Annotated in this window: 19 protein-coding genes, 1 tRNA gene and 1 other RNA gene; 12 read left to right on the top strand and 9 right to left on the bottom strand. The window is 37.5% G+C overall.

Annotated features, from left to right (window positions below):
* Positions 1–269 (top strand): ISL3 family transposase (locus DKM50_09735; GenBank protein PZM78837.1); only part of this gene is annotated, 269 nt, incomplete at its 5' end.
* Between the two features lie 54 nt (positions 270–323).
* Here the strand turns inward: DKM50_09735 and DKM50_09740 are convergent.
* Positions 324–399, bottom strand: a tRNA-Thr gene (locus tag DKM50_09740).
* A 398-nt stretch (positions 400–797) separates the two neighbouring features.
* On the opposite strand from DKM50_09740, the gene DKM50_09745 reads away from it, so the two are divergent.
* The 4 genes from DKM50_09745 (at position 798) to DKM50_09760 (ending at position 3,254) form a co-directional block, all read left to right on the top strand.
* A complete protein-coding gene (locus tag DKM50_09745) occupies positions 798–1,817 on the top strand; it encodes a radical SAM protein (GenBank protein PZM78838.1) in 1,020 nt (339 codons plus the stop codon).
* Between the two features lie 403 nt (positions 1,818–2,220).
* On the top strand, positions 2,221–2,553 hold the full coding sequence (locus DKM50_09750) for a rubredoxin (protein ID PZM78839.1): 333 nt from the start codon (positions 2,221–2,223) through the stop codon (positions 2,551–2,553).
* A gap of 70 nt (positions 2,554–2,623) precedes the next feature.
* Positions 2,624–2,999: a transfer-messenger RNA gene (gene ssrA / locus DKM50_09755) on the top strand.
* Positions 3,000–3,029: 30 nt separating this feature from the next.
* Positions 3,030–3,254: a hypothetical protein gene (locus DKM50_09760; GenBank protein ID PZM78840.1), complete on the top strand. Its 225-nt coding sequence runs from the start codon at positions 3,030–3,032 to the stop codon at positions 3,252–3,254.
* A 94-nt stretch (positions 3,255–3,348) separates the two neighbouring features.
* On the opposite strand, the gene DKM50_09765 is transcribed toward DKM50_09760, so the two are convergent.
* From DKM50_09765 to DKM50_09785, 5 genes are all read right to left on the bottom strand, one after another.
* A complete protein-coding gene (locus DKM50_09765) occupies positions 3,349–3,744 on the bottom strand; it encodes a response regulator (protein PZM78841.1) in 396 nt (131 codons plus the stop codon).
* A 137-nt stretch (positions 3,745–3,881) separates the two neighbouring features.
* Positions 3,882–4,946 (bottom strand): magnesium and cobalt transport protein CorA, encoded by a 1,065-nt coding sequence (corA, locus tag DKM50_09770; GenBank protein ID PZM78842.1) that lies wholly within the window; start codon positions 4,944–4,946, stop codon positions 3,882–3,884.
* Between the two features lie 28 nt (positions 4,947–4,974).
* Complete coding sequence (locus DKM50_09775; protein PZM78843.1) at positions 4,975–6,024, bottom strand: mechanosensitive ion channel family protein; 1,050 nt, start codon at positions 6,022–6,024, stop codon at positions 4,975–4,977.
* Between the two features lie 390 nt (positions 6,025–6,414).
* On the bottom strand, positions 6,415–7,413 hold the full coding sequence (locus DKM50_09780; protein PZM78844.1) for an inorganic phosphate transporter: 999 nt from the start codon (positions 7,411–7,413) through the stop codon (positions 6,415–6,417).
* A 4-nt stretch (positions 7,414–7,417) separates the two neighbouring features.
* Positions 7,418–8,062: a hypothetical protein gene (locus DKM50_09785; protein PZM78845.1), complete on the bottom strand. Its 645-nt coding sequence runs from the start codon at positions 8,060–8,062 to the stop codon at positions 7,418–7,420.
* 317 nt (positions 8,063–8,379) lie between these two features.
* On the opposite strand from DKM50_09785, the gene DKM50_09790 reads away from it, so the two are divergent.
* The 6 genes from DKM50_09790 to rsgA all read left to right on the top strand — a co-directional run bounded on the left by DKM50_09790 (position 8,380) and on the right by rsgA (position 16,939).
* Positions 8,380–9,069: a two-component system response regulator gene (locus DKM50_09790; GenBank protein PZM78846.1), complete on the top strand. Its 690-nt coding sequence runs from the start codon at positions 8,380–8,382 to the stop codon at positions 9,067–9,069.
* Positions 9,066–10,793 carry a hypothetical protein gene (locus tag DKM50_09795; protein ID PZM78847.1) on the top strand — a complete coding sequence of 576 codons (1,728 nt, stop codon included), beginning with the start codon at positions 9,066–9,068 and terminating at the stop codon, positions 10,791–10,793. The genes DKM50_09790 and DKM50_09795 overlap by 4 nt, the downstream gene beginning before the upstream one ends.
* A gap of 429 nt (positions 10,794–11,222) precedes the next feature.
* Positions 11,223–11,618, top strand: coding sequence for a hypothetical protein (locus DKM50_09800; GenBank protein ID PZM78848.1), 396 nt, complete (start codon positions 11,223–11,225; stop codon positions 11,616–11,618).
* A gap of 270 nt (positions 11,619–11,888) precedes the next feature.
* On the top strand, positions 11,889–13,664 hold the full coding sequence (locus DKM50_09805) for a hypothetical protein (GenBank protein ID PZM78849.1): 1,776 nt from the start codon (positions 11,889–11,891) through the stop codon (positions 13,662–13,664).
* Between the two features lie 187 nt (positions 13,665–13,851).
* Positions 13,852–15,648 carry a hypothetical protein gene (locus tag DKM50_09810; protein ID PZM78850.1) on the top strand — a complete coding sequence of 599 codons (1,797 nt, stop codon included), beginning with the start codon at positions 13,852–13,854 and terminating at the stop codon, positions 15,646–15,648.
* 199 nt (positions 15,649–15,847) lie between these two features.
* On the top strand, positions 15,848–16,939 hold the full coding sequence (gene rsgA / locus DKM50_09815) for a ribosome small subunit-dependent GTPase A (protein PZM78851.1): 1,092 nt from the start codon (positions 15,848–15,850) through the stop codon (positions 16,937–16,939).
* A gap of 220 nt (positions 16,940–17,159) precedes the next feature.
* On the opposite strand, the gene pstS is transcribed toward rsgA, so the two are convergent.
* Positions 17,160–18,194, bottom strand: coding sequence for a phosphate ABC transporter substrate-binding protein PstS (gene pstS / locus DKM50_09820; protein PZM78852.1), 1,035 nt, complete (start codon positions 18,192–18,194; stop codon positions 17,160–17,162).
* 39 nt (positions 18,195–18,233) lie between these two features.
* Positions 18,234–19,220 (bottom strand): hypothetical protein, encoded by a 987-nt coding sequence (locus DKM50_09825; protein PZM78853.1) that lies wholly within the window; start codon positions 19,218–19,220, stop codon positions 18,234–18,236.
* A 344-nt stretch (positions 19,221–19,564) separates the two neighbouring features.
* On the opposite strand from DKM50_09825, the gene DKM50_09830 reads away from it, so the two are divergent.
* Positions 19,565–22,360, top strand: a complete 2,796-nt coding sequence (locus DKM50_09830) for a hypothetical protein (protein PZM78854.1) — start codon at positions 19,565–19,567, stop codon at positions 22,358–22,360.
* Here the strand turns inward: DKM50_09830 and DKM50_09835 are convergent.
* Positions 22,355–22,795, bottom strand: coding sequence for a hypothetical protein (locus DKM50_09835; GenBank protein PZM78855.1), 441 nt, complete (start codon positions 22,793–22,795; stop codon positions 22,355–22,357). The genes DKM50_09830 and DKM50_09835 overlap by 6 nt on opposite strands.
* Positions 22,796–22,815 lie beyond the last annotated feature (20 nt).

Here is a 22,815-nt window from a genome sequence, read left to right on the forward strand (position 1 = left end):
AAAACCAAACAAAAAAACAGTGCAAAAAATTAATCCCGGTATTTTTGAAATATCTCAAGCAATTAAACGAATCAGCAATAGATAGGTTGGTTACATTAGGTAACACGTTAAATTCATGGGAAGAAGAGGTCGTGAGAATGTGGCGGTTTAGCAAGTCCAATGGCATTACAGAAGGATTTCATACTAAAATGGAAATGCTATCAAGAAGGGCTTACGGTTTTAGAAACTTTGAAAATTACAGATTGTGGGTTAAAATACTATGTCGTTAATATCTGGATTCCCCCATCTTCGGAGTAGAGCCGGGTTTCCAACATCTGTGTTACTGGAGCTCCCGGGCGGAATTGAACCGCCGACCCCATCCTTACCATGGATGTGCTCTACCTACTGAGCTACAGGAGCGTGACAACATACAAATAATATATTAAGTAGTTGTCGCTATCTTGTCAACTACAGAATATCATTCAATCATGCTATTTTACAATAATTTTATTAGATCGCCAATGTGTTTTTTGTTATCTATAGGCTAATCTCACGGACATTAATCTGTTCAAGCATAATCAATATAAAGAGTTAACAATTTGACAGTTGAAATAATAGAATATCCGGGGTATCATCGCGACAATTTCATAGGCCTATTATACTGTATACCTTATTAAAATATTTCCTCTATACCAATTTTAATTCGTAGAAAAACCATCATAACAACATTAACACAAACTTACTTTGCGACCGTAAAGAGTAATAGATCAAAACCAGAATATGATGCGTTAAGTTATAAGACGAGGGGGAATAAAAAAATGATCGACAGTAAGATAGACAGAAAAAACTTCAAGAATATTGAGTTGAATTATAATGGTGAATGCCGGTTAGAGAGCCTGGAAGTAGGAATTACTTCAAAATGCAATTTCCGTTGCGATTATTGTTGTGCTTACAAAGAAGAAGAGAATGTCATTCTTCCTGCGCAGACAATAATCAACATCATTAAGGATCTTCCTGACCTGAAAAGGGTAAAATTATCCGGCGGAGAAGTCCTGATCAAATTTGAAGAATGCCTTAAAGTGATCAAATTTTGTGCGGCTCATGGCATCCATATCCAGGTTAACTCAAATGGAAGCCTCCTGGATGAAGAAAAAATAAAAACCCTTCAGAATGCAGGACTTAATACCCTTCACTTCTCATTTAATTTCGTTAATGCAAAAAAATTTTCTAATTTTTACAAAGTAAAAGAAGAAGTGTTCTATAAAATCATCGATAATGTAAAAATGGCAGCCCAGAGTCCTCCCATGGACGTTATTGCTGAGACAATAATTTTCGGCGACACAGAAGATAACCTTATTGAAATACACAATCTTATCTACAATATGGGTGTTAGAAAGCAAGAAATGCAATGCGGAATACCCACCTCTGAATGGACCTCCAAGTCCATAACCCCTCCTGAAAAACTGGCACATGCCATTGACAGTCTCATAATAAATAAAAAACCGGAAATGCAACTGTACTTTAGTTGCTGGGGAACGCATATCAATAGTGATAGTGCTTTCTATCCCTTAATAAGCAATCATTTTGACAAAGAAGGGGTCTATTTCTGTAAATGTATCGACGGGAAAAGACAACTGCACCTCCATACCAATGGCGATATTTTAATTTGTGAATTAGGATATCCGGTGGTAATAGGAAATATTTTCTTAAATCCCTCCGCTCTAAAAACTATCTACGCTGATATTCCAAAAAAATTAACGGATTTCATCAAATCTCATAATTGCATAAAAGCGAATAAAGCTCGAATAGCAATTAATAAAGAAATTGCGGTAGCCTAGGGTTTTTCTGTATGGTCGGGTGTGGTTGTCTCTTTGTTTATAAGAACTACCCACCCGCTCCAGCCCTTTTATTGAGTTCATTAAAAAAAAATAGGAGAAACATTCTCTCAATCGGGAGTTATTCCTGCCGGTGTCACAATCGAGCAATTTTTAAGCCACCGCATTGTAACAATAAAGTAGTGGAAAGAAATATTAATGCTTACACTAGATAGAGGCAAAAATAAGTGATATGTGTTTAAAAAAAGACAGCATATAGTAACAATTATTGAATTTGCAAAAATAGTATGCTATATCTAAAATAACCTTGTTTAACCATTGGCTTTTGATCTTAGTTGTCGGATTGCCGACGTTAAAATCGTTTGGTTGATTGAGTAGTTTGATGAGAAGAGGAGGAATAAGGTCAATGAAATGGAAATGTTCTATTTGTGGTTATTTACATAGTGGAGATGATGTACCGGAAGCGTGCCCGAAATGTGGTGCCGCTAAAGAAAAAATCGGTAAGCTTGAACAGGCCCAATCAGATTTGGTGGAAAGGGCAGGATTCACTAATCAGCTCCATATGGACCTGGTGAATATGCTGGAAAACGTTGTCGAGTTAGCTGAAGATGGAATTGAAGATAACCTCGATCCAGGCTGTGTATCAATATTTATGAAGGCAAAAGATCAAGCGCTTATATTGAAACAATCGATAAAAGCTGAACTTGCAGCCCATGTCTCAAAGGGTAAGTGGGGCTAATTGTTACTTTATTGATTTGAAACACTTATGTGGTATAATACTTTAGTTAAATGTGATATTTGATAATCAAGGGGGTGCACAGGTTTCGACGGGAAGTGGCGAAGTAATAGTCGCGAGTCGAGGAGCTGCCCGGCCTCGTAAAAAGGCAGAAGAAAACAAACGCAAACAACTTTAAAAACGCGTTCACCGCAGCTCCGGCTGCACTTGTTGCTTAATTAAATAGGCAGCGCCGTCAGGTAGAATGTGCTGGTGGTTCTAACTGACGTCATTTAACCAGATCGTTTTCTGTTGACGTTTGTCCGGCAGAAAGTTAAACATAGACAGACTTTCTTAGTATTATCCTGTCCATAGGAGAATAATAAGAGAAATTAAAGTATGGACTACACTCGTAGTGGCTTTTATTGAGGACTTTTCGGACAGCGGTTCGATTCCGCTCACCTCCACCAATGATTACAAATATATCTTTTAAATAGAAAATGAATTCAAGAAAAAAACTAAATAAAAACCGCGCATTGCGCGGTTTTTATTTAGTTTTTTTCTTTTCTAGTATTAATCAGATGGTAATTGAGAATAACCTTGGGAAGCTATCTTGTATTTTTCTCGGTATTTTCATATCTACATTCCTTTACCAGGTTCTCGATATTAATGTTCTCGAAAATACTCCTGTTAATAATATAAGGCGGTGGCTCAAATCCGCCTGAACGGTCAATAGGTTTCACCCACTGGACAGGTATCGCATATATTATCGAAGTGTAAATCACTTTTTTGGTTGCTGGAATAACAAGGGAAATATAATTATGGGAGATACAACTCAATGAAACTGATAAGATCTTCTGTATTAACCGGCTTAACGAGTATTTCATTTGCATGGTTTTCAAGAAAAGTAAGGTTTTCTTTCTCAATAAATGCACTATAAACAAGTACCGGGGTTTCTTTGTATTCCGGAAGCTTTCTGATTTCTCTGAGTGCGGTGTATCCATCCATTCCTTCCATTTTTAGATCGAGGATGATAAGATCGATTTTCTCTTTATTAATGATATCAAGGCATATGAAACCATTTTCCGCTTCATATACTGCATGCCCTTCCTTTTGAAATGCAAAATTTAAGGCTGCTCTGATAAAATTGTCATCGTCCACTATTAGTATGTTTGACATATCCTTATTATGTCCAATACTGGCACAAATTGTCAATAAAATGACTCGTTTTTTTTTACAATAAGTGTTGATATAGCAGGAGAAAAAAAGATAATAGTTCTAATTTACCAGTGATGTGCTGAACCGGTTAATATTAGCATATATAACATCGAGAAATATGGGGCTAGTATTGATTAAAACCATTTTTTTCTTCGAAAATAAATGATCATCGATACCACAATAATAGCCATAAAAAAGAGTACAAAGTAATAACCCCATTTCCAATGGAGTTCCGGCATGTTTTCAAAGTTCATGCCATAGACGCCGGCAATGAACGTTAGCGGGATGAAGATTGTTGATATAATTGTGAGTACTTTCATAATTTCATTCATTTTATTGCTTATGCTGGAAAGATAGATATCAAGCATGTTTGATAGCATATCTCGAAAGGTTTCAATTGTGTCGATGATTTGGAATGAATGATCATATACATCCCTGAGATAGATCTTTGTCGATTGGCTGATTAAGGGAGATTCCAGTCTTTCAATTGAATTGCAAACTTCCCGGAGTGGCCATACCGACTTGCGCAGGAACATAATCTCTCTTTTTAAGGAGTATATGGACCTTAAGGTTTTTGCCTCCGGATTGGTTATTAATATCCTCTCAATATTTTCAATTTTGTCTCCCGACTCTTCAAGAACGAGAAAGTAATTATCAACAATTGTATCCAGTAAAGAATATACGAGATAATCAGCTCCCTTTTTTCTAATATGACTACCTATTTGTCTGATTCTGTCTTTTATGGGATCAAAGATATTACTGGAGCGCTCTTGAAAAGATATGACAAAATTAGAACCGAGAATGATACTGATTTGTTCTGATGATATTTCTTTATCCCGAACATCACAGTAGAAGGTTTTTAGAACAAGAAAAATATAGTCACCGTAATCTTCTATTTTCGGTCGTTGACCGGTGCTGGCAATATCTTCCAGCGTAAGAGGATGGAGTCCAAACTGTTTGCTAATTATTTCTATAATCTCTATTTGGCTGACCCCATCGATATTTATCCAATTGATTGCCGTGTCGTTTTTGTTGCTGAGGATTTTCTCGAATTTGTCTGTCTCTAATTCTTGAAGCTGATTTTCATCATATTGTATGAGCGTGATTTTGGTTTTGTCAGTTTTTTTCTCGCCTAAATGAATAGGAGTTCCTGGCGGGAGTCCAATTTTTTTTGATTTTTTTATGTAAAAACGATGCATGGTATTTACCTAAGATACTTCCCGGGCGCTAGTCCAAAGTTTTCGTTGCAACTGTTTTTATAGAGATTGGCATGCTGATATTGTTATCTTTAAAACAGGTGTTTAGCTTTTTTATAAACTCGTGCTTAATGAGATATTGATTGTCTAGTTCTTGTATTTGCACATTTATCCGTAGATTGATATTTGACTCTGCGAACGAATGATAATAGAGCACAGGCTCATAATCAGGAACGCCGCCAGGGACGTTTTGCATAACTTCTTTTGCAATGTCGAGCGTGATTTTTTCTACCAGTGTAAGATTGCTATCGAGGGTGACTCCAATCTCAATAATAACGATCATCTGTTTAATCGGTTGACAGTAATTGACGATTATTGACGACGCTATTTTTGAATTAGGTGCAATGATCATGTTCTCGGACAATGACTGTATGGTAGTATTTCGCCAGGTAATATCAGTGACATAGCCTTCTTCTCCGGTATTGAGCTTAATGTAATCTCCAGGTTTTACTTGCCGTGATGCAATAATTTGGATACCGGAAAATAAGTTGGAAAGCGTGTCTTGCAATGCCAGAGCAACAGCCAAACCACCAACCCCTAACGCAGTGAGGATTGGCGTAACTGAAATGCCGAGAAACTGTAAAATTATTAGCGTTCCCAGAATATAAATAATCAGTTTTATGAGGTTCATGAACAATGAAATGGAAGGGAACATGCCTTTCATTTTTGTGGTGTATAAGGTAAGAAATCCTTCAACGACTCTCGCGATAACAACTATCACGGAGAACATAAAGATAACGAGTAGTAATTTGCTGATCGTGCCTGCTACTGTTGTTTTAAGCGGGAGGAACAGTATGGAACCGTACAATCCTAACAAAAGGCTCCAAAGAACAATAAGCCTGCGGAATGAACTAAGCGTAATCGTTAGCGCTTCCCAGTTATGAAGGCTTGCTTTGTGATGAGCCTTGCTCATAATGGATTCGATAATTAAGCCGGTGATAAGGCCTGCAAGTATAAAGATAATAGGCATGACAAGTTCGGTAACGTTTTGTAAGTTAAATAATAGCATTGTTATTAACATCCTTTTACCAGTATTTACAAGACTTCAGTAATTGTTCCAGAGCTTTTGGGTATGCTAGAATGAGAAGTATTGGTTATTATATCTTGTACTGTACTTGATTCACAATATTTCCAGCAGAACCATAGTACATTTTAAACCTATTACCAAAAAAACACCATAAGCTTCTTGCTATTAGGCTCGCTGAGGCTAATCCTTTTCGCAATAGGCGTTGTTTTCGGGCTATCTGGTTTCTGCTGGCTATTCCTGAAACTAGCCGGTTCCGTGAAAAAGAAACGAAAGAGTTCACTGTTTTTAGGATTTTTTAAGCCGCTTAAAGATACTAATAGGAAAGGTTTTTTGGAGCAAAAAATGGAATAATCTGAAAAGAATTGCCTGGGCTAAAAATAATAATTAGCTAACAAGCAGTGAGGTTGCAAAATAGGTGATTGCTGCAAAGAAGGCAGCTGCTGGTATAGTTATTATCCATGCCCAAAGAATTTTTCGAGCTGTAATCCAACGGACACTTCTTGCATGCTGAACGCTGCCTACACCCATAATAGATCCGGCCATTACATGGGTTGTACTCACGGGTATTCCGAAGTGAGCGGTTACCATTAGCACGAATGCAGATGCAGTACCAGAGCAAAAACCTTCCATCTCTCGAATTTTAGTAATGCTGGTGCCCATGGTCTTAACGATACTCCAGCCTCCGAAGAAGGTACCTAAAGAAATTGCCACATAACAGCTTAAAACTACCCAGTTATCAATTTTGAACGTAGCATTATAATGAGCGGCAAACAGTGCAAGTGCAATAATTCCCATGGTTTTTTGCGCATCATTTGTCCCATGTCCGATACTGGAGAATACTGCTGCAACAAGTTGTAGCTTTTTGAATATTCCTTTTGATTTATATGGAGTTGATTTCCTGAATAGCCATATAATAAATGTTGTAAATATCATAGCGCCCAGCATACCTAACATAGGAGCTATGAATATAAAAAGAAAAATCTTTAGGACTCCGCTCGCTACGACTACCTTGGTACCAACAGCTGCGACTCCGGCACCAATAAGTCCTCCGATAAGAGCATGACTGCTCGATGTTGGGATACCAAAGATCCAGGTAATAATATTCCAGATAATAGCTCCGACAATTGTCGCTAAAATAAGAGGGAGTGTGACGAATTCGATGTTAACCACACCGTTTCCTATCATTTTTGCAACAGCTGTTCCAAAGGCAAAATATCCGACGAAATTAGCACAGCCTGCAAGTATCACGGCTTGCAAAGGAGTTAGCGTCCTCGTGACAACTATAGTGGCGATTGCATTCGCCGCATCATGAAATCCATTAACGAAATCGAACATTAAGGCAACTATTATTACAATAATAACGAGAGTAAGTGTACTAATCATTGACCTAACCCAACTTTACTTTGATTCCGCGAACTAGTTTTCCTACATAATCAACAGAATCAACAACCGATTCGAGATGCTCATATACTTCTTTAAACCTTATAACATCGATCGGATCATATTTTAGACTGAATAGTTCTGCTACACAAACATGAAATAGCTCATCAGCTTCATTCTCCAGCGTATGCATGCTTGCAACGGTCTGATCAATGTCATTTTTTGCTTCTAGCTGCAGCATCACGGTTTTCATGTGTTGCCCGATATTTACTATAACTTCTGAGAATTTGACGACGTTAGCTGGGACTTTAAGTATTTTATAGATTTCTATTTTTCTGGATATACTGTTAAGAATATCCATTGCTCTATCTATGTTAATTGCTAAAGTATGGATGTCTTCCCTGTCTAACGGGGTTATAAATGTATCATTAAGTTCGTCAATTATACGCATTTCTATGATGTCTCCACGATGTTCACACTCTTTTATCGCGGCTAATTTATTTTTGATTTCTTCCGGAGACAATGTGTCAATATGGCTTACTAATTCCCTAAATATCTCAGAACCTTCAATAAAACAATCTATCTGCTGTAGCATGTATTTAAAGAATTTAGTCTCTCTCGGTAGTAATAAATCAAAAATATTAAACCCCATGCTTAAGTCCTTCTTTCCATTATAATAAAGTTGACACTTTTATTTGGCATGAATATCTATAAAAATTGCAAGTTGTATCCATTAATTGTCTGCTCAATATATGTTTTGCCGATACGAAAATTATATGTTACCAAGGGATTATTGTCAATTTAATTAAACAGAAAGATATTATAAAAATCCAAAAATTAACTAAAAATTAACAGACATTTTATAATAGCTTAAGATTTTGTTCATATAATAAAGGTGAATTAACAGATGGTTTTATTTTATAAGAAAACAGTATATAGTTTTGATTAAGAAGGGTAGTTATAATTATCATGACAAAACGTATAGCAATCATTGATGATGAACCGGATATTTTAGAGTTAGTATCGCTTCATCTTAAAAAAGCCGGTTTTCGGACCAATGAATTTCAAGATGCTAATGGATTTTTTTTGCATTATAAAACAAACCAACCCCCGGACCTCCTTATCCTGGATCTTATGTTGCCGGATGCTGATGGCTTTGAGATATGCAAGGTCATAAGGGATGACGAAAAACTTTCTTCTCTCTCAGTTATTATGCTGACTGCACGAGGTGATGAGATCGATAAGGTAGTCGGACTGGAAGTTGGTGCGGATGATTATGTGACAAAACCTTTTTCTCCCAAAGAGTTGGTAGCCCGTGTGAAAGCAGTCCTTCGCAGACACGCGAAGCAGGATAGCCAGGAATCAAAGAAGATATATATAAAAGATGTCATGATTATAGATTTGGAGAAGTTCGAAGTTTCCGTCGAAGGTAATAAGGTTGATTTAACCACTACGGAGTTTAAAATACTGGAACTGCTGTGCTCTAAAAAAGGCTGGCTGTTTTCAAGAAACAAGATACTTGATCATATATGGGGAAGCGAGAAAGCTGTTCTTGATAGGACAGTTGATGTTCATGTTAAGAATCTCCGTGAAAAATTAGGAATGGCAGCCGTGTTTATCAAAAATGTTCGAGGGGTAGGATACAAACTGGAAGAATGAAGAAAACTATCTTATACAAAATATTTGGCAGCTATTGTCTTATTTTGCTGGCTGTATCTTTTTTTATACTTTTTTATTCCTTTGAAGAAATTAAAAGTTCCTACATAAAAACAATCACCACAAATCTTGTAAATATTGGGCAAACATTGACGCCTGAGTTAACCTTATTAATGTCTCAACACCGCAGCAATCAACAGTTGGAATCTTTTATCAGCATGTTAGCAAAACAGATAAATGTGCGACTTACGGTTATCGATCCTCAAGGTGTAGTTCTTGCTGATTCTGAAACCTCCTCTGTACTTATGGAAAATCACTCGAATAGACCGGAAATAGCAGAAGCGAAGTTGAAAGGGATTGGTACGTTTTTTAGGACGAGCACAACTGTTAAGCAAAATATGCTGTATGTGGCATTGCCGCTTAATGCTGGATCTCCCTCGTTAGGTTATTTACGATTGAGTTTGTTTGTTCAAGATATAGACAGAATAATCATGAAATTGACAAGTAATCTGGTAAAGGGCGGTATTGTTATTGTTGTGATTTCCCTCATTGTTGCCTTGATTATTTCGAAGCGATTCTTAAAGCCGATTAAGGAGTTGAGTGCTGCTACCTATCGAGTAGCTTCGGGAGATTTTTCGACCAGGATATTTTTTAAAAATAAAGATGAATACGAAGAACTTGCTACTAATTTTAATTACATGACAGAGCAATTGCAGATGCTTTTTTCTGAGCTTTCATTGCAAAAAGAAGAGCTTAACAGCATTATTTCTTCAATCCAGGAAGGACTTATTGTTCTGGATAAAAAAGGGAATATTGTGCTGGCAAATAATAGTTTCAAACGGTTTGTAAACAATCTCTATGTGGAAGGAAAGCATTATTCCGAAGTCTTACGGCAGGCAGTGTTCAACAATCTGATAAGAAAGGTAAAAGAGCAGAAGAAAAGCCTGATCGAGGAACTGGACCTGGGAGATAAGTCTTTCATCTGTAGTATAACTTATCCAAGTCATAGGGAAGATATGATTGCTGTTTTTCATGATATTACGGGTATGCGAAATATTGAGAAAATGAAAAAAGATTTTATCATAAACGTTTCTCATGAGCTGAGAACTCCGCTTACTTCCATAAAAGGATATATAGAAACATTGGAAGAATCCATCGACAACGGGAATCTTTTGTACGTCGAAATAATTAAGAAAAACACTGATAGATTGATTGCCATCGTTCAGGACCTTCTTACCTTGTCATCCCTTGAAGCGAAAGAAACTACCCTGGTAATGGAAAGAGTAGATATAAAACAGAAAATCGAAAATCTTCTCCCGATTTTTGAGCCGAAGCTTAAGGAAAAAGATCTTTCTCTTACCGTGTCTCTGGAAGATATGCTGCTAATCAACGCCGATCCGTTTAAGCTGGAACAAGTTTTTATTAATCTCGTCGACAATGCCATCAAATACACCGAGAGCGGGGGTATTATGATTACCCTCCGCAAGCAAATGGAACAAGCGGTTGTCGAGATACAGGATACGGGACTTGGCATCCCAGCGGAACACTTGGCCCGTATATTCGAGAGGTTCTACGTCGTCGATAAATCCCGTTCCAGAAAAGTCGGCGGGACGGGCTTGGGCCTCTCGATCGTCAAGCATATTGTCCTGTCTCATAACGGCAATCTTGAGGTCCGGAGTACACAAGGACAAGGTACTACGTTTTCCATATATTTTCCAATTTTTTAGTTTGTTAGGTCCAGATTCAGTTATTTGATCTACCTAATCCTTATTTCCCAATCTCCGAGGTTGCCATCGTAGTTGCCAATTAATTTATTCGAAGAGACTTTTAGGTGATAAAAATTTGATATCGGAATCAAATATATATCAACTTGGTTAAACCAGCAAATAGGTCTCCCTTTAGCCTGCTATTTGATGTAAACCACTCTGTATTTGTGTTCCCAGCACTTTGTAATGAAATATGAGGATTTCATTACAATGGGTAAAAATGGCTGTCAAGGAAACTATTAGTCGATATTTTATTGTGTGTATAAGGAAATAACAGAATAATTAATCATAATAAGTATATATTCAAGATAAAGTCTGTTTGATATAACCCCTTGACTATAAAATTTGGCTCAGGTATCATGATAAAAAAATACATAATAAGGAGATATGATGAAAAAGTTTATAATATTAGTAATAATGCTTTCTTGTATGAGTTCGACTGTATTTGGATTTGCAACGATAACAGCACCTCAAGGTGGTGATTCTATACAGTTTGATACTAACGTAAATGATGTAGATGTATATGTGAATGGAGTAATGGTAGGGAAAAAGGGCAACAACAGTTTTGTTTATAAAGCGGCAAGAGACGGTGTAGGAAAAGTAGTTACTTTTAAAAAGGAAGGATATAAAGACGCACAGGTGATATTAACGACGTCTTTTAATATGATGTTTTGGGGTAACTTTTTAGTTGGAGGGTCACTCGGTTCTTCGACTGATAGTATTTTTACTAAGAACAATATGCAATACTCACCAAGTCAGTATTATATTCAGCTAGATAAACAATAGGAATAGGTTAACGAAATGGGTATGAAGCAATTGTTTTTTTTTTAATAATATTTTTGCTTCTACCCATCTTTTCATACGCACACACGAAATTACCCGAAGATACTTCCAATAAAATAATATCGTTTACTTTATTTAATTATGACAACCTGATCGCTGATTGTTATGAGAAGGATAGTCCTTATATTAGTCAGCTAGCTAGCCTTCTAAGTGAAGCAACTGGTGTAACCGAGTCAACATACTATCGATTATTAAATAGCAAGGAGCAAAGTAGTGAGCCTGTTCCTGTTAAGTATATGTTATTACTTAATAGAAAAATGGCAGAAGCTAGCAACTATTATTTTGTTGATGAATAAAATCTATTTATTTTTATTATTCTTACTCTACCTAATAAGTCCACCCTTACTATTTGCAGAAGATCATTACACTAGTCGAGAATGGCTTAACCTGCTTTATTACGAACAGAGCGGTTCAGGATATAAGAGCTTAGCTGAAGAAGATGGTTTCTTTATCACAAAACAGGGGAAAACTAATCCGAAGGACGAATATGAAGCTTCCTTAAAACTTGTTTTAGCACAAGACCTGACGTTTAAGACGAAATTCCCGTTAAGATATAAATATATTGTAAAACAGCATAACTTACAATACGCTCCTGCAGTACAAGTACCAGCCAATATAAATAAAGTATTAATAGCGTACCCAAACCGCTACATGAATAATCCGGCATCAATGTTCGGACATCTTTTTTTAGTGCTTGAAACAAATAAAGGAATATTGGATAGCGATATACTTCATTACATTGCTGATACTGCCGCGGATAGAAGTATTGGTTATATGATTAAAGGACTTAGTGGTCAGTATAAAGGTTGGTTTTTACGAGAACCCTATTATAAAAAAATTAAAGGATATAATTATGTTGAAGATAGGGATATTATTTATTATGATTTAAAGCTATCTAAAGAGCAAACAGAAAACTTACAACTCCATTATATCGAATTGCAGAATAGCTTTTTTTATTACTATTTTCTTGATAAGAACTGTGCTTTTTTTATAGGAAAATTATTAAATATAGTTCTTGATAGTGATATTGCAACAAAGAGATCCTACATTATCCCTTCTCAGATTATTAATGACTTATTCGATGTTAATCTATTAGAAAACGAGAGACTAAGAGTTGCTAATACCAAAGTATTTAATCGCTTGTTTACCGGATTAAATGATGAGCAAAAAAGAGGATTGATCACACTATTTCATGAGAAAAAGGAAAGTATTCAAGCTGACCCTGACGTGTTAAAAGCATTTATAATTATCTCGGAATATATGATTAGCAATCATTCTGATCTAGCTGATAATATAAGATCTAATAGGATAACTGCTTACAAAAAACTAAAAGATTTAGAGACTTCAAATATCCGACAAACTGATGTAAAAAAAGAAAGTGTTAATAGAATTCAGTCTGAATCTATCGGTTTATCTCGTGTATTTAATAATTATTATGAGATTTCATTTAATCCGATATATTTCTCGGAATATGACCACTTCAATATCCTTGAGGTTATAAGCGTCAAAGGTTTAGGAACCAAAATAAACCTGTACCCCAATGGTCATCCTCTCTATCAGTTAGACCTTGTGGATTTAAATAATATTATTCAATCCAATGATGTTCTTAACTCCTTTTCTTGGAAAATCAAGAGTTCAATCTTTTATAAGGACTCGATTTTAACAAATCAGGAGGTATACTATGGGTTTTCCTGGAACGTAATGAATCGAGGACTCCTCTATAGCTTAGTCGGGCTTAATTACACTAACTTTGATGACATCTCAGAGATTAACCTCGATAGCTTAAAACTCTTACCTACAATACAGATAGGATTAAATCACAACTTAACTGATAACCTAAAAATTATTGTATCCTATGAAAATAAATTTCAAAAAGACTATATAACGACAGGATTCATTTACAAGTACAACAATCTCTTAAATAAATTAATTTTGATTAATAATAAAGATCACTCGACCGTTAAACTATCATTTGAGTATCTCTTGTAAAAACAGGTGATTACCTGGTGATAGTTTGGTACTGCCCCTTATGCGGCGACACCCCACAACACCGAACAAATTGGAGGTTTCATTAATAGCTTACCAATTCCACTACAAAATGATATGATATAATCGAATATAATTTTACTGATAAACAAGCTATTTATTAGATATAATCTCTCCATAGGAGGATAGTATGGAGGAAGGCAAAAAGGCAGTCAGCAAGTTACCGACTATACACCAGCAGCTAATCAGAGTGGTAGTCATTACCTTCATCCCACTCATTGTGCTAGTCCTTGTTCTGCTTCTTACCTGGTATAATAACCTTAGATTTTCCTTACTGGAACACAATCTCGCCCTTGCAAAATTGGGGGCTAATGTTAGTAAAACATGGCTAGACGGGCAAATACGCATACTGGAGGCAATCACTGCTACAAGGATGTTACAACAGGTGCCACTGGAACAAATCCCGAAAAAATATTTACTAGGCCATCTTAGAAAACAACCTGATTGGGTAAATATTATCCTAGTTGAAAAGAACGGTAGATATGTAAATTCTTTATACAACAATAAACAATTACTCGGCAAACAATTTCCAGTTCCCTTAAAAAGCTTAAAACAGCCGTATGTTTCAAACATCACCCACTGCGCTCAATTAAATCGGACTATTATTACTATATCCTCTCCAATCATTATAAACAACGAGTTTTCAGGTGCGATCTCAGTGTGTCTCACGCCTGAAAGCTTCCTTAAAATGCTAAATGAGAATTTTCACAACGAAAATGCGGATATCGGGATCTGGGACCGGAACAAAAGGCTAATTGTGCAAACCGGCATAACATCTACTGGTGCCAGTCAGCGAAATATAAAGCCCGAGTATTTGTCATCTGGAAGAAAAAAGACTGCTATCGTTTATAGCCCGGTCACACATCAACTCGCTCTTATCGGAGTTGCGCCACTTAAAAATTATAACTGGTCTGTAACCGTTTCTATACCTTTTTTTTCGGCGATGGCACCATTGTTTTTGATTGTTAGCCTGACAACGATCATTGTTTTTCTTGTCACGGGACTCAGTCTCTTCTGGTCAATAAGAACTGCATCCGAAATATCTTCACAAATATCATTATTGGCCAAACGGGCAAAAAAAATAGGAGAAGGCTATTACGACTTATCTCCAACCCCGACATCAACAAGCGAACTCAAATCGCTCTCTTATTCTCTCTGTGCCATGGCGAATAACCTTGGGATTTCTCATGAAAAGCTGGAAAAGCTGGTCAAAGAAAGAACCTCTGAGCTGGAAAGATCAAATCGCGAACTTGAAGCATTTAGCTACACTGTGTCTCACGACCTGCGTGCACCACTTCGGAGTATGGATGGTTTTAGCAGTATTCTTGTAGAGGAGTATGCTGATAAACTTGATGTTCAAGCATTATCATATATCTCGCGTATACATAAAGCATCTCTGAGAATGGCTCAGCTTATCGACGATTTACTAAGACTAGCACATATAACCAGCGAAACATTAAATCATGAAGAAGTAAACCTTAGCAAGCTCGCAAAAAATATTTCCAGGGAACTTAAAATAAAATATCCTGAAAGTCAAGTTGAGGTAGAAATAGAAGACTCAATAATAGTTCATGGAGATCAGCGTTTGCTGAATATCGCATTGGAAAATATACTCGATAATGCGTGGAAATATTCACAGCAAAAACCGTATGCCCGGGTAATATTTGGCTCAGTCTTTATAAACAATGAATCAGTTTATTATGTAAGTGACAATGGAGTCGGGTTCAATATGGAATACGTCAAGAATATTTTCAAGCCCTTCCACAGGTTGCATTCTGTTAATGAGTATTCTGGTACCGGCATTGGGCTGGCGACTGTCCAGCGGATAATTGACAGGCATAATGGACGTATCTGGGCAGAAAGCACAGAAGGAGAAGGGGCAACGTTTTATTTTACTATTCCCAAACCCGGAAGTTCCGGTGAGTGAATCATTTTTGTTAAGCTATTCAACCAACAGGAATATCCTTTCCACAACAGCATTACCTTCGGCTTCAGTTATCAATTATTTTTTACCTTGTGACTGCGAAATAATTCTTGAGTCAGCATGTGCATAATTCAATTGTCCATTGAGTTTTGATAAAATTAGAAATATGGTATATTAGCATTGGTAAGTGAGGGTAAATAATATGGATAAGACTAATTTATATGATATTGGGTATTCCGATGAATACAAGGAAGAAGCCAGAAAATACGAAGAAAATCTTTGTCCTGGGAGGGTTTCGGCCCAGCACAAAAAAATGTATAAGGTAATAACCGAAGAGGGAGAACTACACGCTGAGATCTCAGGTAAATTAGGCTTTTCGGCTGCTAGTTTAGAAGATTATCCCGCAGTGGGCGATTGGGTGTTGCTTGACAGGATAAGCGACGTTAACGGTAACGCAATAATCCGTCATATTCTTTCAAGAAAAAATTGTTTTAAACGAAAAGCAGCGGGAACAGGGAATGAATTGCAGATAATTGCCGCTAATATCGATACTATTTTTATCTGCATGTCACTTAATAACGATTATAACCTGCGCCGAGTTGAGCGCTACCTGTCTATTGCATGGGACAGCATGGCTTTGCCGGTGATCATCCTTACCAAAGCAGACCTATGTACTGATCTCAGCGAAAAGTTAATAGAATTGGAAACTGTGGCTATGGGTATAGATGTAATTGTCACTTCCAGCATAAACGGAGACGGTTACACTGACACGCAAAAATTTATAAAAAAAAGAAATACTGTGGCGTTCATCGGTTCCTCAGGTGTTGGAAAATCTACTCTGATTAACAAACTCATTGGCGAAGACATATTAGCCACGAAAGAAATACGGGAAGATGATGGAAAAGGCAGACATACAACAACTCACAGACAGCTTATTGTATTGCCGGAAGGTGGAGTTGTTATTGATAATCCCGGAATGAGAGAGATACAGATTGCTGCCTCAGATCTATCGATGACTTTTTCAGATATTGAAGAATTGGAAGAACAATGTCATTTTGATAACTGCAAACATGAGGCAGAACCGATGTGCGCAGTTAGAGACGCAATAACAAATGGCACATTATCCATCGAACGATTAACAAATTATAAAAAACTACAGCGTGAAATATTATTTGAAGAGCGCAAAAAAAAGATGACTTCAGGTCAATTAGAAAAACTAAAAATGATTGACATGATGGGTTCTCTGGGTGCCTATAAGCAAGCCAGAAAACATAACAAAAAAATAAAACGATAAGCTACGAGAATCTGGTTTTTCCAGTTTTTTTTGTTCACATTTTGCAGAAGATGGATAAGAAATCCCTTCAGATTAAAATCACAAAATAACTAATAATCAACATCTATGACCCACTAAACAAAGTGCAGTTTAACATCCCATGTTAAAAAAAAGATAAGACCTCCGGCAACAAAGTTACCGGAGGCAATCTAGGAGAATCGGTCAACGTAAGGTTCTTACGTTATAGAACTTTTTTTCCTGCATATTTGATGCTTGAGATAATTTCTTCTACTTTCTTTACCGCTCCCGCTGATAGTGGAGAATAATCGAGTGGTTTTGCGTACTGCTGACCTTCGTGGGTCATCCAGGTTAACAGGCCAACAAGATTCTGTGCCTCTTCCATGCTCTTTCCTTTATAGTTCTGGTCCTGATAAACCAGTAGCCAGGTAAACCCCGCAATTGGGTATCCATTTTTCGCGGAGGTATTTGTTATAGAAACTCTTGTATCTGCAGGTATACTACCTTCTGCAGCAGCACTTACTGACTCAATAGAGGGCTCTACAAAAACACCTGAAGAATTCTTGATTGCCGGTATTGGCATTTTGTTCTGTAGTGCATAGGAATATTCAACATAACCAAAGCTTCCTTGCGTCTGCTTTACAAGCCCTGCAACACCGGAATTACCTTTACCTCCAAGTCCGCATGGCCAACCTACTGCCTTGCCTGCGCCGACTTCTGTTTTCCACTCTTTGCTTACTTTTGTTAGATAATCAGTGAAGATGGATGTTGTGCCGCTGCCGTCTGATCGATGAACTACTACTAGTGGAAAGGACGGTAGCTGGACTCCCGGATTAACCTTAGCGATCCTTTTGTCATTCCAATTTTTTATGTTTCCAAGAAAAATATCCGCGATAAGTTCCGGAGTGAACTTGAGCTCTGGGTTTCCAGGCAAATTGTAAACAAGTGTAACACCACCAAGACAAGTCGGTATATGCAGGGTCTTAGCAGGCATGTCCAACATTTCCATATCTGTCAGATACGCATCTGAAGCTCCGAAATCTACAGTCATGCTGGTAAGCTGTCTGATGCCGCCACCTGAACCGATCGACTGGTAGTTGACCTTAATTCCTTTTTCTTTGTTGTATACATCAAACATCTTTGCGTACAGAGGATAAGGGAACGTCGCTCCAGCACCCAGAAGCTCATTATTTCCTGCCGCAAAGCTTGCGCTTGCCATCATTACTACGCCTAACAATCCAATTATTATTTTTTTCATTTTGTTCTCCTTTTAATTATCAACAACTTTTCTATGATATTAGAACTTAACCTGAGCGCCAATATATGAGCTACCTACAACATCGCCACTCTTTGGTGTAGCGCTAACAACTTCTGCAAACAGAGTAGATACGCTATTTATATCAAGTTTACCGCCAATTGCTAATCTTGACTGAGTCCCTCCAGCAAGACCACCTTGCTCAGCCTTCGTTGTATTTACCCACTGTGTTTTTGTGTCATTGTTCATGGCCATGATATAATCGGCATACACGCCAAGTCCGCTAACACCTGTTACGCCAGCAAGACTGTATTCTCCAAATAATCCAAGGAAAGATTCCTTTTTGTAAGTAGTATTATTAACACCGGCTTTTCCTTTGTAGTCGAAAATCCTGGCAGCTTTATCACTCAGGTCCACGTAATATTGACCGGATAATTTAGCATCGCCTATCTTATATGAAGCCTCAAACTCGGTTGCCAGACCGGAAACATCATCGCCGGCTGTATTCTTCTGCCCTGCATATTTCACAATGCCACCTAGTGTAAGGTTATCGATTTTTGTATCAACTTTCGCGGCATATACTTTTTTCTGGTTGCCATCAACTAATGCTGTCATGTTAACCAAGCTGATATTATAGTTATCGAACTTCGTGTAATATGCGACACCGTTATCCTTGGTCCTTGTTAAAGCCTGAAAAACCGGTGACTGATAGATACCTCCGCTAAAACCTGCTGTTCCGTCAGTGACAGTACCAATTCTTAATTTGCTATCAAACATGGCGATATCAGCATAAACATAATCTATAGCCATAGCGCTTTCCAGTTTATTCTCAACTACGAATGCAGTTTGATCGTTTGCTTTCAGTTTGAAATTAATCCGGCCTTTGCCGTAAGTATATTTTTGTGCAACATTTTTACCCCCTGTTGCCAAAAGGTCTGTATAAGTGCCTTTTACTGATAATTCTCCGGCAAACGCGCTGCTCGCAGCTACTAATCCTATTAGTGTTGTTGCTAAAACTCTTACTTTCATTTAAATTTTCCTCCTAAATTTTTATTTCAATAAAATCTAATAAACTTGTTAACTCTAATCCTATATGTATATATCAATACGCTGTGTTATTACCCCCTCCTCTCAAAGTTATTCTTTAAATCGAATGCTTACCCTTATTGAACCAATTTTGTGTTAAGTACAAAAAAGAGTGAGGTTAATTTTCAGTTAATTTTTTATCTTGGTAGGGGCACAGCGCCTGTGCCCGTACATTTAATTAATAATCCGGCAGCCTTTGTTCCTTAACCGAAAATCAACACTGTTTTTATTCAGCATTAAGACTTGGCAAGTACACTGAAAGGAGAAAGACAGTAAAAGGAGTACAAATGGCAGGAATTATTCTTTCTAGAAAAATGGTAGCTGGTGATGAGCGGATATGCCGCGACCCCGGGATTCGGGGTGGGACCAGTTTGTTTTGCGATCCCAAGATCATCCGCCAAGCGGAAGAGATCAGGAAGGACCCAGGCGGAAAGCTTATTGACTCTGACCCGAATGGATTCATCAGAGAAGTATTACCACTTAATGTAATAGGAGCGTGGAATTACAAAAAAATAATACAAGGTGTCGGCTCCTCCCAACCTGAAGAGATATTGGAATCATTAAAGATATTATTAAGCCAGCTAAAAAATAATAATTATAAAATGCCACTTAATACTTCAAGAGTTCTGATAGCCCTGATAAAAGAAACGATCAGATATCAGAATGACCCGAAAAAATTGCTCGAATATATAGATTTATTCAAAAAGGCATATACCGGGAAACCTAACGTGATCAGAGCCCTGCTGAAAAAGCTTAACCTGATCGAACTGCCTGAGAACGTAGCGCTCCAGGATATAGGCTTTGCCTGGGATGACCGGGTCTATGACAGCTGCAATACCGGGAGGAAATCTACAGTTCAATTAATACTTGATGCTTTTATTAAGGGCCTATCTTCTATCACAATATCCCACACGAACGATCTGAATATGGACGGGATTAACCCGGGACTTGAAGCGAGTAAGATATTGGGTATCAAAGTCAATTTCTGTCTGGAGTTCAGTGAAGGGAAAACGAACGACAGGACCAATTACCTGCTGTATTTCCCTAATTGTAATACTATTGAAGATTATAAGGATACGCTTAATTCCCCTGAACTAAAGGGATTCCTTGAAGTATTGAATAAGCATTCAGCCGCAAAAAATGATCAGGTAAGCAGACATCTGGAAAGATTCAATAAATATTACCTGCCACTTTTTAATGAAGGCTTTGAATACAGGACTGAACTATGTATGCTTCCTCTCAGTTTTATCGATATGGCAGCAATCAACCTGCAAGGCGGAACCTATTCCCGAGTGCATGCCGGTATCCTTCTCGAAAAAAGATTCAAGGCTATATCCGTCCATAGGATAGCTTATCTTCAAAACCTTCTCCGGTCAGAAAAAGAAATGCGGAAAAAACACCAGGCAACCACACAAGAGGTTAAGGGAATTGAAGAATTATTAATGAAAACAAAAAATGCGTTGAAAGAATTCAACGTATATGACCAGACAGACAGATATTTCAGCAAAAAAAATGAATATGATTATGATACTGAGATACCGGATTTCAAACAGCACTTGCAAGCACTAAAAGAATCCGGCTGTCACATTGTCATGGCCCAGCCTCTCACACTCGGACTTAAAAAAACTATGGATAATATAATAGATAATTTTCCTCTTATTCAAGGCATAGAAATATATAATACCAGGTTGTATTTTAATAATTATGTTAATACTAAAGACCTTAATGAACTTGTTGTTATTATTAACGATATAAATACAGGCAAGTATAGCGAGCTCAAGAAAAAACTATTACAAATCTATCGTAGTTCACTTGACTCGGCCAGGATAGACCAATTTATTAATAGCCTAAAAACTCCCCAATATTATATCACCTCTACATTCGGATCTGACACTAATGGTTATAACCCCGCGAATATTCCGGGAATGGGCTTCTACCTGAGACAGCCGCAATCTGCTGATGGAGCTAATGAAGATAGAGTATTACATAGAATCCCATTGAACATGAACAAACAGCAAAGCTACCCATCCGCGAATTATCAATTTGCCGGGAATCTGCCCTTTAATGTCGAATATGACAATAATACCAGCAAATCAGTTCAGCCAAAAGGCGCATATAAATGCGCAGGCGCGGCTGGGATCCAGAACCAGATATATACGCTTGGCAGCGTTTCTGAAGCTAATACAGAAGCAAACCCTTTAGTTAACAAACTGCCGTTAAAAACATTACTTCTGCACCCGCACCCAATAATGAGGCTGGCTGCTGTCGTCGGCGCAGGGCTGGCGATAGCCACAGCTTTTTATAGCTATAGCGTAGGCGAGTATACTGCCCTATGGTTTGGAATAACTTTTGCCAGGAATTTTTTAGCAGATATGATAGGTAGTAAGGGAATTAACCCAAGGAACTGGCAAATCAGAAATTTTGATTTAAAAAACGCTAGTAATGACCTGTTCTTTACCGGGCTATCCATTCCCATATTAAAACTTGTTGATTATGGTCTGAGTAATTTACTCGGGCCAAATCCAACCATGTTTGTAGAGTCTGCCAAATTCATCGGGTTATGTCTGGTCAATGGCGCATATATATTCTCACACAACCTGCTTCGAGGATTCCATCTGCAAACTTCCAGGTTCAACTTTTTCAGGTCCCTGCTTAGCGCAATCCCTGCTTCTATCGGGTACCAGATATGGGGTCCGGTAGTGCCGGTAGTTGTCCAGAACAAAATGTGGAGCGATTCTGTTGCCGGAGTAATAGAAGGCAGCATGAAATATCTCAAGTTCTGGAAAAATCGTAATCATGAATTCGAAAACCTGTTGGAAAAATTCTTTACAGAAACAGACATCAATAAGAAAAAAATTGCTCTTCTGGACATTATGTACATATGGTACAAAGCGCCGCTTGGAGCTGCAGCATTAAAAAAAGTAATCAGAAAAGTTGATTTTGAAAAGAGCAATGAGCTTGTTAAGTTCATGTTGCAAAATAATATTTTTACAGTCTTTGATGACCCGGACCTGAACCCTAAATACCAGAAGATTAAAGAAATTTTAAAGAGCAAGTATTCGGATTTCAAGAAACACTTATGAAAAATAAAGTAATCCTAACATTTCATCCAGTATAGTATCCGGACATTTGGTTAAGGCTGCATCGATAATTATTTGTGACGACATTTTGTTAGGATATAGCTTAAGATATACTTCTATAATCAATTCCGGGGCGCATTTTTCTATGGCTAACAAAATCATTTCTTCAGTCCTATTAGGAGGAAGTATCAGGTCGAATATTTCCGGGACCTCATCCGGCCAGCATACCTTAAGCATATATTCGGATACTTCAATCCCTCTATTATGCTCAAGCAACGCTGCAAAAAAAATTGGCGCTAACCCTTTTCCATAGGTCTTCTGCGAAACAGGAGCAGCTTTATGCCTTATCTTTTCTTTCACTTCATTCAATACGTTCAGCCATTCGAGCTTGAATTGCCCTAACATATTAATGTTATCTACATTGCTAACATTCAACATCTGTTTTTCTCCTTGTAACA

This window comes from Candidatus Margulisiibacteriota bacterium (assembly GCA_003242895.1).
Classification (GTDB): Bacteria; Margulisbacteria; Riflemargulisbacteria; order GWF2-39-127; family GWF2-39-127; genus GWF2-39-127.